The sequence below is a fragment of the Frondihabitans australicus genome (assembly GCF_003634555.1).
Lineage (GTDB): Bacteria > Actinomycetota > Actinomycetes > Actinomycetales > Microbacteriaceae > Frondihabitans > Frondihabitans australicus.
The window spans coordinates 2,865,884-2,882,323 of the sequence record NZ_RBKS01000001.1; the positions used below are offsets into that span (position 1 = coordinate 2,865,884).

The 16,440-nt window shown below is 72.9% G+C and carries 15 protein-coding genes; 6 read left to right on the top strand and 9 right to left on the bottom strand.

The window, feature by feature from the left end; translation table 11 throughout:
• Nucleotides 1-10 precede the first annotated feature (10 nt).
• Complete coding sequence (locus C8E83_RS13530; RefSeq protein ID WP_121370377.1) at nt 11-715, top strand: hypothetical protein; 705 nt, start codon at nt 11-13, stop codon at nt 713-715.
• 93 nt (nt 716-808) lie between these two features.
• Here C8E83_RS13530 and C8E83_RS13535 read toward each other — a convergent pair whose 3' ends face one another.
• From C8E83_RS13535 to C8E83_RS13550, 4 genes are all read right to left on the bottom strand, one after another.
• A complete protein-coding gene (locus C8E83_RS13535) occupies nt 809-1,135 on the bottom strand; it encodes an ArsR/SmtB family transcription factor (RefSeq protein ID WP_211331701.1) in 327 nt (108 codons plus the stop codon).
• Nucleotides 1,132-1,569: an SRPBCC domain-containing protein gene (locus tag C8E83_RS13540; protein WP_121370378.1), complete on the bottom strand. Its 438-nt coding sequence runs from the start codon at nt 1,567-1,569 to the stop codon at nt 1,132-1,134. Before C8E83_RS13540 ends, C8E83_RS13535 begins: the two co-directional genes overlap by 4 nt.
• Before the next feature lie 58 nt (nt 1,570-1,627).
• The gene (locus C8E83_RS13545; protein WP_121370379.1) at nt 1,628-3,037 is read right to left on the bottom strand and encodes an NAD(P)/FAD-dependent oxidoreductase; all 1,410 of its coding nucleotides are present in this window, start codon (nt 3,035-3,037) and stop codon (nt 1,628-1,630) included.
• A gap of 117 nt (nt 3,038-3,154) precedes the next feature.
• Nucleotides 3,155-3,712, bottom strand: coding sequence for an NUDIX hydrolase family protein (locus tag C8E83_RS13550; RefSeq protein ID WP_121370380.1), 558 nt, complete (start codon nt 3,710-3,712; stop codon nt 3,155-3,157).
• 129 nt (nt 3,713-3,841) lie between these two features.
• Between C8E83_RS13550 and C8E83_RS13555 the strand changes: the two genes are divergently transcribed.
• The 3 genes from C8E83_RS13555 to C8E83_RS13565 all read left to right on the top strand — a co-directional run bounded on the left by C8E83_RS13555 (nt 3,842) and on the right by C8E83_RS13565 (nt 6,157).
• The gene (locus tag C8E83_RS13555; protein ID WP_121370381.1) at nt 3,842-4,477 is read left to right on the top strand and encodes an alpha/beta hydrolase; all 636 of its coding nucleotides are present in this window, start codon (nt 3,842-3,844) and stop codon (nt 4,475-4,477) included.
• Nucleotides 4,478-4,541: 64 nt separating this feature from the next.
• On the top strand, nt 4,542-5,183 hold the full coding sequence (locus C8E83_RS13560; RefSeq protein WP_121370382.1) for an SIMPL domain-containing protein: 642 nt from the start codon (nt 4,542-4,544) through the stop codon (nt 5,181-5,183).
• A gap of 50 nt (nt 5,184-5,233) precedes the next feature.
• Nucleotides 5,234-6,157 (top strand): NADP-dependent oxidoreductase, encoded by a 924-nt coding sequence (locus C8E83_RS13565; protein ID WP_121370383.1) that lies wholly within the window; start codon nt 5,234-5,236, stop codon nt 6,155-6,157.
• 212 nt (nt 6,158-6,369) lie between these two features.
• On the opposite strand, the gene C8E83_RS13570 is transcribed toward C8E83_RS13565, so the two are convergent.
• Nucleotides 6,370-7,182 carry an alpha/beta fold hydrolase gene (locus tag C8E83_RS13570; protein WP_121370384.1) on the bottom strand — a complete coding sequence of 271 codons (813 nt, stop codon included), beginning with the start codon at nt 7,180-7,182 and terminating at the stop codon, nt 6,370-6,372.
• A gap of 52 nt (nt 7,183-7,234) precedes the next feature.
• Between C8E83_RS13570 and C8E83_RS13575 the strand changes: the two genes are divergently transcribed.
• Nucleotides 7,235-7,648 carry a MarR family winged helix-turn-helix transcriptional regulator gene (locus tag C8E83_RS13575; protein ID WP_121370385.1) on the top strand — a complete coding sequence of 138 codons (414 nt, stop codon included), beginning with the start codon at nt 7,235-7,237 and terminating at the stop codon, nt 7,646-7,648.
• 148 nt (nt 7,649-7,796) lie between these two features.
• Here the strand turns inward: C8E83_RS13575 and C8E83_RS13580 are convergent, their stop codons facing one another.
• From C8E83_RS13580 to C8E83_RS13595, 4 genes are all read right to left on the bottom strand, one after another.
• Nucleotides 7,797-8,321, bottom strand: a complete 525-nt coding sequence (locus C8E83_RS13580) for a gluconokinase (RefSeq protein WP_342768930.1) — start codon at nt 8,319-8,321, stop codon at nt 7,797-7,799.
• Nucleotides 8,322-8,453: 132 nt separating this feature from the next.
• Entirely contained in the window at nt 8,454-9,761 is a 1,308-nt protein-coding gene (locus C8E83_RS13585) for an MFS transporter (protein WP_121370387.1), read from the bottom strand.
• On the bottom strand, nt 9,758-10,741 hold the full coding sequence (locus C8E83_RS13590; protein ID WP_121370388.1) for an aldo/keto reductase: 984 nt from the start codon (nt 10,739-10,741) through the stop codon (nt 9,758-9,760). Before C8E83_RS13590 ends, C8E83_RS13585 begins: the two co-directional genes overlap by 4 nt.
• An 83-nt stretch (nt 10,742-10,824) precedes the next feature.
• On the bottom strand, nt 10,825-11,469 hold the full coding sequence (locus C8E83_RS13595) for an FMN-dependent NADH-azoreductase (protein WP_121370389.1): 645 nt from the start codon (nt 11,467-11,469) through the stop codon (nt 10,825-10,827).
• Between the two features lie 84 nt (nt 11,470-11,553).
• Between C8E83_RS13595 and C8E83_RS13600 the strand changes: the two genes are divergently transcribed.
• Nucleotides 11,554-16,329 carry an ATP-dependent helicase gene (locus tag C8E83_RS13600; RefSeq protein WP_121370390.1) on the top strand — a complete coding sequence of 1,592 codons (4,776 nt, stop codon included), beginning with the start codon at nt 11,554-11,556 and terminating at the stop codon, nt 16,327-16,329.
• Nucleotides 16,330-16,440: the final 111 nt, after the last annotated feature.

Consider the following 16,440-nt stretch of genomic DNA (forward strand, 5'->3'; position numbering starts at 1 on the left):
GGGGAGATCCATGAGAGTCTCGCGCCGACACGCATTTCGAGCAGCAGGAGCCGGCCTGGCCCTGCTGGCAGGGCTCGCCCTGGCCGGCTGCTCCTCCGGCGACGGCACGTCGGGCACGTCGCCGTCCGAGTCCGCGAGCCCCTCCGCGTCGGCGTCCGACACGGTCGCGCCGGTGGTCACGCCGAGCGAGACGCCGACACCCGAGATCGATCTCGCCAGCCCGACCACGTGGAAGGTGACCTTCGCCGGAGTCGGACCCCTCGACCTCGGGGCGTCGCGCTCGGGCGAGAGCGCGGTCATGGCGCACGCATACACGGTGCCGAACCCGAGCACGACGTGCCCCGCGGTGTTCTACTCGCCGACACACGGCGGACCGACGCTGATCGTCTCGCAGGAGTCGAAGACGGCCGACACGGTGAGCGTCGTCTCGGTCGGCGACGGCCGCGACGCCTCGTCTCTCTCCGCGACCGAGCGCGCCGCCTCGCCGGCGACCGTGGCGGGCATCCGAGTGGGATCGACCGAGGCCGCGGTCAAGGCCGCTTACCCGGGCGTCACGGGGCGCACCGACCTCGCGCCCAACACGACCGTCTTCGCCGTCGCCGGCACGGGCGACGATGCCGGGCGCTTCATCGACATCGGCGTCGGCACCGACGGCCTCGTGTCGACGCTGACCGTCTTCACGAGCGCGACGCCCCCGTCGGAGTACTGCGGCTGATCCTGCGCCCCGCTCTCGGCCCGCCGAGTGGCAGGAAAGTGCTGATGCCGAGCCGCGCGCGTCCGCACTTTTCTGCCCCTCGCACCGCGGGCGTCAGGGCTCGGGGTGCTCCGCGGCGCGCTTGAGCAGCAGGAGCTGGCGATCCCAGTGCTCGGACGCACGCGCGAGCGCCTCTGCCGCCGCACGGAGCGGCGCAGTGTCGACCGCGTAGACGACCTCCCGCCCCTCGCGGGCACCCCGCACGAGACGCGCGGACTCGAGCACGGCCAGATGCTTCATGGTGCCCTGCCGGGAGATCGGCAGCTCGCGCGCGAGCGCCGAGGCGCTGGCCGGCGCCCGCCCGAGGACGTCGAGGATCCCCTGACGCGTCTCGTCGGCGAGCGCGGCCAGCACCCGGGTGTCGTCGGCGGTGATCGTCACGCGTGTTCGCCCGTACGAGCGGCGTCGGCCGCGTCGGCGAGCGCGCCCAGCTCGATCCTCCAGCCCTCGACGTTGCCGCTGTACGTCTTCTCGTACTGCTCGGGCGTCAGGGCTGCGAAGCCGGATTCGACGACGGCTACGGTGACGCCACCTGACGACGATGCGAGCGTGAACTCGATCGTGGTGGGCGACGAGCCCGGGCCGCCCGGACTCCAGCGGAACACGGCGCGCTCCGGCTCGGCGAGCTCGACCACGGTGACGGCGATGTCGCCGTGGTGTTCGTTGTGGACGACCCACTCGCCGTCGGCGACGCGCTCGGCGGCGCCCTCGGCGTAGGTGCCGTCGTTGACCCACCAGCCGGGCTGGGACACGAGGCCCCAGACGCGGTCGAGGGGTGCGGCGATCTCGATCTCCGATTCGATGCTGTCTCTCATGCAACCCAATGGTTGCACTAGGTTGCACGAAGCGCAAGAGCTCGATCAGAAACCGGCGTCAGTGCCCCGAGATGCGGTCGGCGAGCGCCGCGAAGGGCGACGTGCGCGAGGACGCGCCCTGCGACTCCTGCCGGTCGGCCAGCCGGTACGACCCGTAGATGAGGTTGACGCCGAGCCACCGCAGCGGCTCCGGCTCCCACTGATGCGCCCGATGGCCGACCCAGGGCATGCGCAGGAGCTCGGTGTCGCCGCCCTCTCCCCGAGCCCGCCGCACCAGGTCCGCCAGCGTCCGCCCGGCGAGGTTCGTCGTGGTGACCCCCGTGCCGACGTAGCCGCCCGCCCAGCCGACCCCCGAGGACGCATCGAGCCCGACCGTGGCGCGCCAGTCGCGCGGCACCCCGAGCACTCCCGACCACGCGTGATCGATCGCGGCGCCCGCGGCGGCCGGGAACATGTCGGCGAGGATCCCGGTGAGCTCGGCGATCGTCGACGCCCTGGTCGTGCCGTCGGTGTCGACGCGCGATCCGTAGCGGTAGGGCACGCCGCGGCCACCGAGGGCGATGCGGTCGTCGGCGGTGCGCTGCGCGTACATGTACACGTGCGCCATGTCTCCGACGACGTCGCGGTGCTGCCAGCCGAGGTCGTCCCAGACCGCGGCGGGCAGGGGTTCGGTGGCGATCATCGACGAGTTGAGGGGCAGCCACTCGCGGTGCGACTGGGACATCGTCGCGGTGAAGCCCTCGGTGGCGCGGATCACGTGGCGCGCGGTGACCGTGCCGCGCTCGGTGACGGCGCGGGGGTCGCGACCGCCGGGCACACCGGGCTCGATCGCGGTGACGGTCGTGCCCTCGTGGATCGTCACGCCGAGCGCCTCCACGACGCGGGCGAGACCCTGCACGAGCTTGGCGGGCTGGATCCGGGCGGCGTGAGGGTGATGCAACCCCGCGAGCGTCCCTCTGATCCGGAGCCGCTCATCCGTCTCGCCGGCGCTCAGGAGCCGCGTGCCCGCCTCGGGGAACTCGGCCTCGCTCGCCGCGAACGCCTCGAGCCGGGCACGGGCGGCGGGGGTGCGGGCGACCGTCAGCTCGCCGCCCTTGACGAGGTCGGCGTCGATGCCCTCCTCGGCGCAGACGTGGGCCACCTCGTCGACGGCCTCGTTCATGAGCTCCTGGAACCGGCCGACCGTCGTGCGGCCGTGCGAGGCGAGGTAGCTCTCGCGGCCGCCGGTGATGCTGTTCGTGAGCCAGCCGCCGTTGCGACCGGAGGCTCCGTAGCCGGCGAAGCGCCGCTCGAGCAGCACGATCTCGAGCGACGGGTCGGCCTTCGTGAGGGCGTAGGCCGTCCAGAGGCCGGTGTATCCCGCTCCGACGATCGCGACGTCGGCCTGCCTGTCTCCGTCGAGCGCCGGCCGCAGGCTCGGCAGCCCCGTCTCGCGATACCAGAACGAGACGTCTCCGTTGACTGTCACGCGCGTCTCCTCGTTCTCTCCAGCCGTGAGTGGCAAGAAACTGTTGATCGGGGCGGCCGAGCATCAGCAGTTTCGTGACACTCGGGGGGAGGGGCAGGGGCGGGGCGGGCGGCCCGGCTAGATGAGGGCGCCGACGGAGGCCAGCGCGGTGCGGAGCAGGGCCCCACGGCCGCCCTCCATCTCGGCGGCGACCTCCGGGCTCGCCGCGACCAGCGGGCTCATCCAGGTGATCTCGAGGGCGTCCTGGCGCGGGTCGCAGGTCCCGGTGACGGGCACGACGTACGCCAGCGACACCGCGTGCTGGCGTTCGTCGGTGTAGACCGAGGCCCCGGGGAACGGGAAGTACTCGGCCACCGAGAACGGCACCGGCGACGGCGGCAGCTGCGGGAAGGCCATCGGCCCGAGGTCCTTCTCGAGGTGGCGGAACAGCGCCGTCCGCAGGGATTCGCCGTACATGACGCGACCCGAGACCAGCATCCTGGTCATCGTCCCCTCGCTGTCGGCGCGCAGCAGCACGCCGACCTCGGTGACGACGCCCTCGCCGTTCACTCGCACGGGCACGGCCTCGACGTAGAGGATCGGCAGCCGCTGCCGGATCTCGAACAGCTCCTCCTCCGAGAGCCACGAGGTGTTGGGGTCGCCCGAGTCGGGGTCGGGGGTGCGCACAGAGCTCATGCCCCATTCTTACCTGGCCGACGTTTCATTCGTGAGACAACGCGGCGCGGCGGTCGACGCGGGGGCGCAGGAGCACGCGGCACACTCCCCCGGCGCACGCCCCTCCGCTCCGATCGATACGCTCGACCCATGGTGTCGATCGACTCGTCCGTCATCCGCTGGTCCGCTCCGGAGGAGGAACGCGCGGGCAAGCCCCTCGTCCTCCTGCTGCACGGGGTCGGATCGCACGAGGGCGACCTCATCGGCCTCGCGCCGTACCTCGCGCCCGAGTTCGTCTACGCGTCGCTGCGGGCTCCCCTCGAGTACGGCGGCGGCTACTCGTGGTACCCGCTCTCGACTCCGGGCGCACCCGACTACGCCGGCGTCGACGAAGCGGCCGACGCCGTGCTCGACTTCGTCGACTCGCTGGCCGGTCAGCACCCGACCGTCGGCCTGCTGGGCTTCTCGCAGGGCGGCTCGCTGTCGCTGCAGCTGCTGCGCAAGCGCCCGACGGCGTTCGAGTTCGCCGTGGTCCTCGCCGGGTTCGTCGTGCCGGGCGCCCCCGCCGACGTCGACGAGCAGGTCGCCGCAGCGAAGCCGCCCGTGTTCTACGGGCACGGCGACGCCGACCAGGTGATCCCGGCCGAGGCGGTCGCGCGCACCAGCGAGTGGCTCGCCGAGCACACGGCGGTCGACGACAGCGTGTATCCGGGGCTGACCCACGGCGTCGCGCAGGAGGAGATCGACGACGTCAACGGGTTCCTCGCGCGGGTGCACCCGGCGTAGCGGCCGGCAGCGCAGCCAGCCGGGGCAGCGGTCGGCAGCGCAGCCAGCCGGGTAGCCTCGCGGCATGACGACCTTCGTGGTGCACGGCCAGGCGACCCTGTCGCATCCTGCGCAGATCGCGACGCTCACCGTCACGGTCGTGGCGAGGGGCGACGACCGCGCCGAGCTCGCCTCGCTCGTCTCGGAGGATCACGCGTTGCTCCTGGCGCAGCTCGACGCGCTGGGCGACGCCGCGCCCGAACGGTCGTCGGGCGGGCTCGTCACCGACACCTACTACGACTATCCGGGCGACGGGCAGTCGATCCTGCGGTCTCGGGCTCGCGTCAGCACCGTGCTCGTCTTCACCGACTTCGCGCTGCTCGGCCGTCTCGCCGGCGACTGGGCGAGCGAGCCGCTGTTCGAGCTCGACGGGCTCTCGTGGACGCTCTCCGACGAGACGTCGCACGCGCTGATCCGGCGGGCGCGGGTCGACGCCGTGAACGACGCCGTCGGGCGCGCGGCCGAGTACGCCGCAGCCCTCGGGGCCGGGTCGCCGACGCTCGAACGGCTCTACGAAGACGGCCTGCGGCCGAGCGGCGGAGGCGGCGGCGGCTTCGCGAAGGCCATGATGATGGACGTCGGAGGTGCGGGAGGGTCGGGAGCGTTCGACCTCGCCCCGCCCGCCATCGAGGTCTCGGTCGAGATCAGCGCCGACTTCGTGGCGTAGTCGGGCCGACTCCTGTGCGGCCTCGCGGCGGCCCGGTGTTGGATGTCGGCATGGCGCAGAAGTGGATCGCAGAATCGTTCGGCTCGCTCGACGGGCTCCGCGAAGTGGAGGTCGACGTGCCCGAGCCGGGGCCGCAGGAGGTCGTCATCGACGTCCGTGCCGTGGGCATGAACCCCGCCGACGTGAAGGGCGTGCTCTTCGGGCAGGATCCCACGCAGCTCCCGGCGTCGATCGGCTTCGAGGTCGCCGGGGTGGTCAGTGCGACGGGGCCCGACAGCGACCTCGCCGTCGGCGACGAGGTGCTCGCTTTTCGACTGAAGGGGGCCTACGCGACGCAGGTCGTGGCTCCTGATGCCGATGTGTTCGCGAAGCCCGCGAACCTGGACTGGGCCGAAGCGGCGAACCTGCTGCTCGCGGGAGCCACCGCCGCCGACATGCTGAACGCCGCCGAGGCGACCGAGGGGGAGACCATCCTCGTGCACGGCGCATCCGGTGCGGTCGGGGTGAGCGTGCTGCAGCAGGCGCGGCGAGTCGGCGTGAAGGTGATCGGCACGGCAAGCGAGCAGAACTTCGGGGTCGTCGAGCAGTTCGGCGGCACCGCGGTCGTCTACGGACCGGGCCTCGAGGAGCGCGTGCGCTCGCTCGCCCCGAACGGCATCGTCGCGGCGCTCGACTGCGTCGGCACCGACGAGGCGATCGACGTGTCGCTCGCCCTCGTCGAGTCGCCGTCGCGACTCATCAGCATCGCCGGGTTCGCGCGCGCCGGGCAGGACGGCTTCGTCACCCTCGGCGGGTCGTCGCCCGAGAGCGCCGCGTTCCGCGACGGGATCCGGCAGCACCTCGTCGACCTCGCCGCCGCCGGCGACCTCGTGGTGCCCGTGGCGCGGACGTTCCCGTTCGCGGCGGCGCCCGAGGCCCTCGAGCTGCTGTCGTCGGGGCACCCGGGCGGCAAGCTCGCCCTCGTCGTCGAGTAGCGCGCTCGCGCACCCATCCCGGGGCCCTTGTCGCGAATTCGCGACCGGTCCCGGCCGATCCTGCGTCCGCTCCGCCCTCGTCGCGAATTCGCGACCGATCCCGGCGTCGCTCCGCGCCACTCCTGCAACGGGTGGGGCGACGGGGCCGTTTCTGTCGCGAATTGCGGCACCGGCCGGGCGGGGGCGCGGGACGGGGGGCCGGGGCGACGCGGTTACGGCCCCGCGACGAACGAGTCGAGCACGGCGAACGTCGCCGCGGGCTGCTCGAGGTGCGGCAGGTGCCCGGCGTCGGCGATGAGTTCGAAGCGGGCGCCCGGGATCGCCGCAGCGTACGCCCGCCCGTAGTCGGGCGTGAACGAGCCGTCGCTGTCGCCCCACACCGTGAGCGCCGGAATCGTCAGTGCGCCGAGCCGCCCGAGAAGCGTTGGGTCGTGCATGTACGGCTCGCCCGAGATCGCGAGCATGGCGGCGACGTTCGCGCGCTGCGCCGCGACCTGCGCCTCGGGCAGGGTCGCCGGGTCGACGAAGAAGCGATCGGCGTCGTGCCAGTTCAGCTCGGCGAACGCGCGGGGGGACAGCCCAGTGATGTCGGCGAACTCGTAGCCGTCGGGCAGGATTCCGGCGGCGTCGATCAGAGCGATCGCGCCGACGCGACCCGTCGGCTCCTGCGCCCCGGCCTGTGACCGCGCGGCCGACTGCAGCGCCATCTCGGCCGCGACCCAGCCGCCCATCGACGAGCCGATCACGAGCACGTCGGTGAGCTCGAGGTCGGCGAGCAGCCGCAGGTAGACGGCGGCCAGATCGGCGACGGTGGTGAGGCCGTCGGGGCGGGTCGTGCCGTTCCAGCCCGGGTGTGTGGGCAGCAGGATCCGGTGCGTCCCGTTCAGGTGCGCACCGATGCTCTGCACGGTGGCGGGCCCGCCGCCGCCGTGCAGCACCAGCACCGCGGGGCCGCTGCCGGAGTCGTCGAACGGGATCTCCACGTTGAACGCGGGAAGCTGGACTGTGCGTGTCGTCTCGGTCATGACATCAGAGTAAATCAACGTGTTGATATAAACAAGTTGCTAGGCTGACCTCATGACGACGCACGTGAAGCTCGAGGCCCTCGGCCGCGCCGTGAAGCAGGCCCAGTGGCGGCACCACCGCGCGATGGAGTCGCGGCTCACCCGCATCGGCACGACGCTCGTGCAGTGGGACAGCCTCCGCGCCATCTCCGAGCGGCCAGGCGCCTCGGCGCACGAGCTGGCGAACGCCACCTTCATGAGCGACCAGGCCTTCGGCACGCTCTCGAAGCGGCTTCTGGCGCAGGATCTGATCGTCCGCGCGCCAGGGGCCGGCCGTCGCGTCGAACACCGCCTCACGAGAGCCGGCGAGAAGGTGCTGCGCGAGGGGTCCGAGATCGCCGAGGCGTACTTCCTCGAGACCTTCGCCGACCTCGACGACGACGAGCGCGACACGCTCTACGACCTACTGAACCGCATCGGTCGCTGACCCGCACTCCTTCCGCCATCGCCTTGCCGCATTTCGCGACCGCGCCCGCCGACGCGGCCCGCGGCGACGGTAACGCGTGCGGCGCTGGGGCGGATTAAGTCGCGAAATGCGGCACGGAGCCGGACAGGCGCGGCAGCAGCGGCCGGGCTCAGACGACGGACGGCACCAGCCCGAGCGCGTCGACGATCTCGTCGACCTCCTGGTCGGGCGTGTGCCCTGAGTCGACGAGCAGGTGCCGCTCGTCGTCGCCGAGCGGCTCGAGCGTGGCCAGCTGCGACTCGAGCAGGCTCGCCGGCATGAAGTGACCCGGGCGCGACTCCATCCGGTGCCCGAGCACGTCAGCTGCGCCGACGAGGTGCACGAACACGACGTCGGGGCCACGCAGCAGGTCGCGGTAGCTCCGCTTCAGCGCGGAACACGTGATGACGCCGGGCTGCCCCGACGAGGTGTGCGACGAGATCCAGTCCGCGACGACCCGCAGCCACGGCCAGCGGTCGGCGTCGTCGAGCGGGACGCCCGCAGCCATCTTCTCGACGTTGGCGGCGGGGTGCATCGCGTCGCCCTCGGCGAAGTCCCACCCGAGGCGCTCGGCCAGGAGCCGGGCGACGGTCGACTTGCCTGAGCCCGACACCCCCATCATCACGATCACGGGCTGCTGCGTCGGTGCGGTCACCCGACCATCCTGCCGGACTCCCCCGCCAGCGCGCGACGCCTTTGCCATGTCATGCCGCGCGACGCCCCATGTCATGCCGCGCGACGCCTTTGCCATGTCATGCCGCCGCAGCGCGCCAGCTCAGGCCCGAGTTCACGCCGCCTCGACCCGCGCCCGCCTCCGCAGCGTGAGCCCGATCGCGGCGACGACGACGAACGGGACGGGCGCGAGGTAGGCGACCACCCCGAATCCTGCGCTCGGCCCCTGCGCCTGATCGACCACGCCGCCGAGGAAGTTGCCGAGGGCCATCGCGCCCGCGATCGACGCCGAGATCCAGGCGAGTGCCTCGGTGAACACCGCCGGGTTCACCTCGTCGTGCACCACCCGGTTCGTCGAGATGGTCATCGGCGTGATGGTGGCCCCGGCGAGGACGCCGAGGGGGAACAGCCAGTACGGGTCGGGCGACTGGACGAGGAGGCTCCAGAAGATGCCGAAGACGGTCGCCGATCCGACGAGCAGGCGGTACGGCGCGATCCTGGCCGGCACCAGCCCCATGAGGAACCCGCCCGAGGTGCTGCCGATCGAGTAGGCGGTGAGCACGAGGCCGGCGATCTCGGCCTTGCCGATGCTCGTGGTCCAGGCCACGACCGTCACGTCGTTGATTCCGAAGGCGAGGCCCATCGCCGCGTTGGCGAGCAGCAGGGCCATCACGCGGCGGGAGCGCCAGGGGCGGAAGACGTGGCGGGCGGGGGCGGACCCGGGTGCGGCGGGGTCGCCGTGCTCCTGCGGCCCGGGGCGGAGGGCCGAGGGGACGGTCACGTCGCCGCCGCGCCTCAGCCAGAGCGAGCCCACGACGCCCATGACGCCCGAGAGCACGAGGCCGGCCGCAGGATGCACGAGGCCGGCCACGAGGGCGGCGAGCGCCGGCCCGAACACCCAGACCAGCTCGTCGGCGATCGCCTCGATCGAGAACGCCACCTGCAGCGACGCACCGCGGCCGACGAGGTGAGGCCAGCGGGCGCGCATGAAGGCGCCGACGGGGGCGATGGTGCCGCCGACGAGCACCGACCCGACGCCGATGGCGGGCAGCGGCAGGTGGAGCGAGCCGAATACGATGAGCAGCGCGACCGCGATCGGATGGGCGATCGCGGCGATCAGCAGGGGTCCGCGCTGGCCGCGCCGGTCGGCGATGCGGCCGAAGACCGGGCTGACGACGGCCATGGCTCCGGTCGCGACGCCCGACGCGAATCCGGCGACGGCGTAGGAGCCGGTGGCCGCCTGCACGAAGAACAGCACGCTGAAGCCGACCAGGGCGAGCGGCGCCCGGCCGACGATGCCCGCGGTGAAGAGCGTGCGGCGCGACCGCACGCGGAAGAACGCCCGGTAGCCGCTCAGGCCTCCGGGCGTGTGCGCGCCGAGGGGATCGTCGTCTCCGGCTGCGAGGGGCGCGGCGCCCGTCACCAGCGGGAGTGGATCACGGAGCGGAACTCGCGGTCGTAGAGGCGCTCGACGCGGTCGTGGAACTCGTCGCCGAGGTCGAAGACCGAGCCGGCCTCGGCGTTCGACCGGGCCTGGTCGACGTTGCGGGCGCCCGGGATCACGGTGCTGACACCGGGCTGCTCGACGATCCACTTCAGGGCCGCCTGCGACTCGGAGACGCCCTCCGGCACGAGCTTCGCGAAGTCGCGCGCGGCGCGCACCCCGGTCTCGAAGTCGACGCCCGAGAAGGTCTCGCCCTGGTCGAAGGCCTCGCCGTGGCGGTTGAACGAGCGGTGGTCGTTCGGCGCGAACGTGGTCTCTTCCGTGTACCGACCGCTGAGCAGACCGCTGGCCAGGGGCACTCGGGCGATGATGCCGACGCCGGCCTCCTGCGCGGCGGGAAGCACCTCGTCGAGCGGCTTGAGGCGGAACGCGTTGAGGATGATCTGCACCGTCGCCAGGTTCGGCCGCGCTATGGCCGTGAGGGCCTGCGCGCAGGTCTCGACGCTGACGCCGTAGGCCGCGATCATCCGGCGCTCGACCAGCTCGTCGAGGGCGTCGTAGACCTCGTCGCTGGCGAAGACCGGCGTGGGCGGGCAGTGCAGCTGGACGAGGTCGAGCGTGTCTTGCCCGAGGTTGCGGCGCGAGCGGTCGACCCACGTGATGAAGTTCGCGCGGCTGTAGTTCGCGACCTCCTGCGGCTCGCGGCGACCCATCTTGGTGGCGACGGTCAGCGGGGCGTCTTCGTTGCTGCGGCGCCACCGACCGATGGTCTGCTCGCTCTTGCCGTCGCCGTAGACGTCGGCGGTGTCGAACAGGGTGACGCCGGCCTCCGCGCTCGCGTCGAGCACGGCGAACGCCTCGGTCTCGCTGACGTCGCCCCAGTCGGCCCCGAGCTGCCAGGTGCCGAGTCCGATGACCGACACGTCGAAAGGGGTCCGACCGAGACGTCGCTGTTCCATGCCCACAGCCTAGGGCCGCGCACCGACCCCGTAAATCGTTTCAGAGCAGCCAGGGCGCAGGAGCCGGTGGTCGCCCGAGCGGGTCAGCCCAGCCGCGTGGCGGCCTCCGCCGCCGCAGCCAGAGCCGCGTCGAACTCGGCGTGCTGCTTCGCCACCTCGGCGCTCGGCCCCCCGAACCTCTCGGTGAGCGTGCGCGTGGCGACGATGGTCTCGACGCTCATGCCGAGCGCCTGCCCGAGGATGATCGACAGAGCCGGAATCGCGTGGTCGTCGAACTCCGTAGGCGTGCCGGCGTCGTACGTGGCGCCCCGCGTCGAGACGAGCACGGCCGGCTTTCCGCGCATCGGCTGCGTGTCGAGGTCGCCGAACGGCGCGGTCACGGCCGGAACGTGGATGTAGTCGACCCAGGCCTTGAGGGTCGACGCCATCGAGTAGTTGTAGAGCGGCACACCGACCAGCAGCACGTCAGCGGCGGTCAGCTCGGCGATGATCTCGGCCTGCAGCGCCTCCTGCGCGGGGTCGACGACGGAACCCTCGGGGCGGAGCTGCTTCGGGAAGTGCAGGTCGGCGTGCGACAGGTGCGGCAGCTGGTCGCGGTGGAGGTCGCGGTGCACGACGACGTGGTCGTCGCCCAGCGCCGTCCAGGCGTCGGCGAAAGCCTGGGTGATGGCGCGCGAGCGGGAGGTCGTGGGGTCGCTGGACGAGTCGAGACGCAGGAGGGTGGGCATGGTACCAGGCTATCGGGCGGTCTCGCCGCGACCGGCGTGCATCCTGGGCCCGGTGTCGGTGGTGGGAGGCAGGATAGGGGGACCATGGCAGACGTCCTCGACCGCTTCTCCGACGCTACGGCGACGTGGTTCCGCGGTGCCTTCGCGCGGCCCACGCTGGCGCAGCAGGGCGCGTGGGAGGCGATCTCGTCGGGGCAGAACGCCCTCGTCATCGCGCCGACCGGCTCCGGCAAGACGCTGGCGTCGTTCCTCTGGTCGATCGACCGGCTGGCGACCGCGCCGCCGCCCGAGTCCAAGGAGCACCGCACGCGGGTGCTCTACATCTCCCCGCTGAAGGCGCTCGGCGTCGACGTGGAGCGCAACCTCCGGTCGCCGCTCGTCGGCGTAACTCAGACCGCCCGGCGGCTCGGCACGGCGGCACCCGAGATCACGGTGGGGGTGCGGTCGGGCGACACCACGGCGGCGGATCGCCGGCTCCTGCAGCGCACGCCCCCCGACATCCTCATCACGACGCCCGAGTCGCTCTACCTCATGCTCACCTCGCAGGCCCGCGAGAGCCTGCGAGGCGTCGAGACCGTCATCGTCGACGAGGTGCACGCCGTCGCGTCGACGAAGCGCGGCGCCCACCTCGCCCTCTCGCTCGAGCGCCTCGACGACCTGCTCGAGAAGCCCGCACAGCGCATCGGCCTGTCGGCCACGGTGCGTCCGCCCGACGAGGTGGCGCGGTTCCTCGCGGGTCGAGCGCCCGTCACCGTGGTGGCTCCGGCCTCCGAGAAGCGCTTCGACCTGCGGGTCGTCGTGCCGGTCGACGACATGACCGAGCTCGGCACGGCCCCGCCGCTCGAGGGGTCGGCGGCGGGTCAGGCGCCGCAGGGGTCGATCTGGCCGCACGTCGAGGAGGGTATCGTCGATCTGATCCTGCAGCACCGCTCGACCATCGTCTTCGCGAACTCGCGGCGGCTGGCCGAGCGGCTCACCGCGCGGCTCAACGACATCTACCTCGAGCGCCTCGGCATCGCCGAGCCGGTGCCCGAGCTGGTGGGCGCCGGAGCAGAGGCTGCGGCCAGCCCGATCGGCTCGCCCCCGGCTCAACTCATGGGCGGCTCCGGCCAGACCCAGGGCTCCGAGCCGCTGCTCGCCCGCGCGCACCACGGCTCGGTGAGCAAAGACCAGCGCGCCCTCATCGAGGACGACCTCAAGAGCGGCCGACTCCGCTGCGTCGTCGCCACCTCGTCGCTCGAGCTCGGCATCGACATGGGCGCGGTCGACCTCGTCGTCCAGGTCGAGTCGCCGCCGTCCGTGGCGAGCGGGCTTCAGCGCGTCGGCCGCGCCGGCCACCAGGTCGGCGAGGTGTCGCGCGGCGTGCTCTTCCCGAAGCACCGGGCCGACCTGATCCACTCCGCCGTCGCCGCCGAGCGCATGGTCGCGGGGCTCATCGAAGAGCTCGAGGTGCCGGCGAACCCGCTCGACGTCCTGGCCCAGCAGACGGTCGCGGCCGTCGCCGTCGACGAGGTCGACGCCGACGAGTGGTTCGAGACCGTGCGCCGCAGCGCGCCGTTCCAGAACCTTCCGCGCTCCGCGTACGACGCCACGCTCGACCTGCTGAGCGGCAAGTATCCGAGCGACGAGTTCGCCGAGCTGCGGCCGCGCGTCGTGTGGGATCGCGTGCACGGCACCCTCACCGCCCGGCCGGGAGCCCAGCGGCTCGCGGTGACGAGCGGCGGCACCATCCCCGACCGAGGTCTCTTCGGCGTGTTCATGGTGGGCGAGAGGGCCGCCCGCGTCGGCGAACTCGACGAGGAGATGGTGTACGAGTCGCGCGTCGGCGACGTCTTCGCCCTCGGCGCCACCAGCTGGCGGATCGAGGACATCACGCACGACCGCGTGCTCGTCTCCCCCGCGTTCGGCCAGCCGGGCCGCGTGCCGTTCTGGAAGGGCGACGGCATCGGCCGCCCCGCCGAGCTCGGCGAGGCGATCGGCGCGTACACGCGCGAGCTGGCGAACGCGTCGCCGGCCGACGCCACGGCCCGCGTGCTCGAGGGCGGCCTCGACGAGCGCGCGGCGAACAACCTCCTCGCGTTCATCGCCGAGCAGCAGAGCGTCGCCGGGCACGTGCCGACCGACACCACCCTGGTCGTCGAGAGGTTCCGCGACGAGCTCGGCGACTGGCGCCTGATCCTGCATTCCCCCTACGGCATGCGCGTGCACGCGCCGTGGGCGCTCGCGGTCTCGGGCCGCATCCGCGACCGCCTCGGCATCGACGGCTCGGCGATGGCCGCCGACGACGGCATCGTGGTGCGGATCCCCGACACCGACGCCGAGCCGCCCGGCGCAGCCCTTTTCACCTTCGAGCGCGACGAGCTCGACGCGATCGTCACCGACGAGGTCGGCGGATCGGCCCTGTTCGCCTCGCGGTTCCGCGAGTGTGCCGCGCGCGCCCTGCTGCTGCCGCGCTACAACCCGGGCAAGCGGTCGCCGCTCTGGCAGCAGCGGCAGCGCGCCTCGCAGCTGCTCGACGTCGCCCGCAAGTACCCGTCCTTCCCGATCGTGCTCGAGACCGTGCGCGAGGTCCTGCAGGACGTCTACGACCTCCCGGCCCTCATGCACCTCACCGACCGCCTCGAGCGTCGCGAGATCCGCGTGGTCGAGACCGAGACCGAGGTGCCGTCGCCGTTCGCCAAGTCGCTGCTCTTCGGATACGTCGCGGCGTTCCTCTACGAGGGCGACTCGCCGCTCGCCGAGAAGCGCGCGGCGGCGCTCTCGCTCGACTCGACGCTGCTCTCCGAGCTGCTCGGGCGCGCGGAGCTGCGCGAGCTGCTCGACGCAGGCGTCATCGAGCAGACCGAGCTCGAGCTGCAGCGGCTCCTGCCCGATCGCCGCGCGCGCGACATCGAGGGCGTCGTCGACCTGCTGCGCCTGCTCGGGCCGCTATCGACCGACGAGATCCTCGACCGCAGCTGGCTGGCCGCATCCCTGACGTCGACCGACCCGGGCGACCAGGCCGAGGGCGCAGGAGCCGCGTCGCGCACCGCGGCCACCCGCGACCTCGTCGCTGCGCTCGACGACCTCGCCCGGGCGAACCGCCTCCTCCGCTTCACCCACGCCGGCGTCGAGAGGTGGGCCGGTGTCGAAGACGCCTCCCGCCTCCGCGACGCCCTCGGCGTGAACCTCCCGATCGGCGTGCCGTCGGCCTTCGTCGAGCCCGTCGACGACCCCCTCGGCGACCTGGTCGGCCGCTACGCCCGCACGCACGCGCCGTTCGCCCCGGCCGAGGTGGCCGCGCGACTCGGCCTCGGCACGGCCGTCGTCCTCGACATCCTTCGACGTCTCGCCGTCGAGAAGCGCGTGGTCGAGGGCGAGTTCCGGCCCGACCGGCAGGGCAGCGAGTGGTGCGACGCCGAGGTGCTGCGGCGCCTCCGGAGCCGCTCACTGGCGGCGCTCCGCCACGAGGTCGAGCCGGTGTCGCACGACACGCTCGGCCGGTTCCTGCCGGAGTGGCAGCACGTGGCGACGGGGCGCAAGGGCTCCGGGCTGCGCGGGCTCGACGGGGTGCTGCAGGTGGTCGACCAGCTGTCGGGCGTGGCGCTGCCCGCCTCGGCGTGGGAGTCTCTGATCCTGCCCGCCCGGATCACCGACTACTCGCCGGCGATGCTCGACGAGCTGACCGCCACCGGGGAGGTCATCTGGGGCGGGGCCGGCTCGCTTCCGGGCGGCGACGGCTGGGTGGGCCTGCACCTCGCCGACGGGGCGCAGGTGACGCTGCCCGAGCCGATCGGCTCGGAGACGACCGAGCTTCAGCGCGAGATCCTCGGGGCGCTGGCCGGGGGCGGGGCGTACTTCTTCCGGCAGCTGGCCGACGCGGTCGGTGCCACGGCCGCTCAGCCGCTGCTCGACAAAGACCTCGAGACGGCGATCTGGGACCTCGTGTGGCAGGGGCAGATCACCAACGACACGTTCGCGCCGCTGCGCGTGCAGGCGGGCGGCCGGCCGCCCCGACCTCGCACGCCGAGCCGCTCTCGGGCTTCGTACCGCGGCCGCGTGCCCCGGTCGGCGATGCCCCGGCAGTCGGGGCCGCCGACCGTCGGCGGGCGATGGTCGCTGCTGCCGCTCGCCGAGCCCGACGCCACGGTCCGCGCCGCGGCGCAGGCCGAGCTGCTGCTGGAGCGCCATGGCGTGGTCACGCGCGGCGCCGTGCAGAACGAAGGCGTGCGCGGCGGATTCTCGACGGTCTACAAGGTGCTCTCGGGCTTCGAGGAGACAGGTCGGGCCCGTCGCGGGTACTTCGTGGAGGGCCTCGGCGCGGCGCAGTTCGCGACCGGGCCGACGGTCGACCGGCTGCGAACGTTCGTGCTCGACGACGCCGAGCGCGCGAGCACGGCCGACATGTCGCCCAGCGGGTCGCCGGGCGATTCGGTCGCCGGGCGCGGCCGCACGGTGCCGGTCGTCACGCTGGCCGCGACCGACCCCGCGAACCCGTACGGCGCAGCGCTGCCGTGGCCCGCGGCCGGGCCGTCGGGCGCGAACGGAGGTGGCACCGACGAGACGAACGCCGGCGTGGGCGGCGACAGCCCGCGCGGGCATCGTCCCGGCCGCAAGGCGGGTGCGATGGTCGTTCTCGTCGACGGGCGTCTGACGCTGTTCATCGAGCGGGGAGGGAAGAGCGTGCTGAGTTTCGGCGATCCTGCGTCCCTCGATCTGGCCCGGGCGGCCGCCTCGCTCGCAGACGTCGTGCGCACGAGGATCGGTCGGCTCGCCGTGGAGCGCGTCGACGGCGAGTTCGTGCTGGGCACGCCCCTCGGCGACGCCCTGCGCGAGGCCGGCTTCTCGCCCACCCCCTCCGGCCTGCGGCTGCGCCAGTGAGCGCCCTCGCCCGCCCCGCGGCCCCCGCCGCCGGCCCCGGGCCCGCCACCCCCTGCGCCGAGTGGCAGAAAAGTGCTGATGCCGGGGCCGCGCACCCGCAGTTTTCTGCCA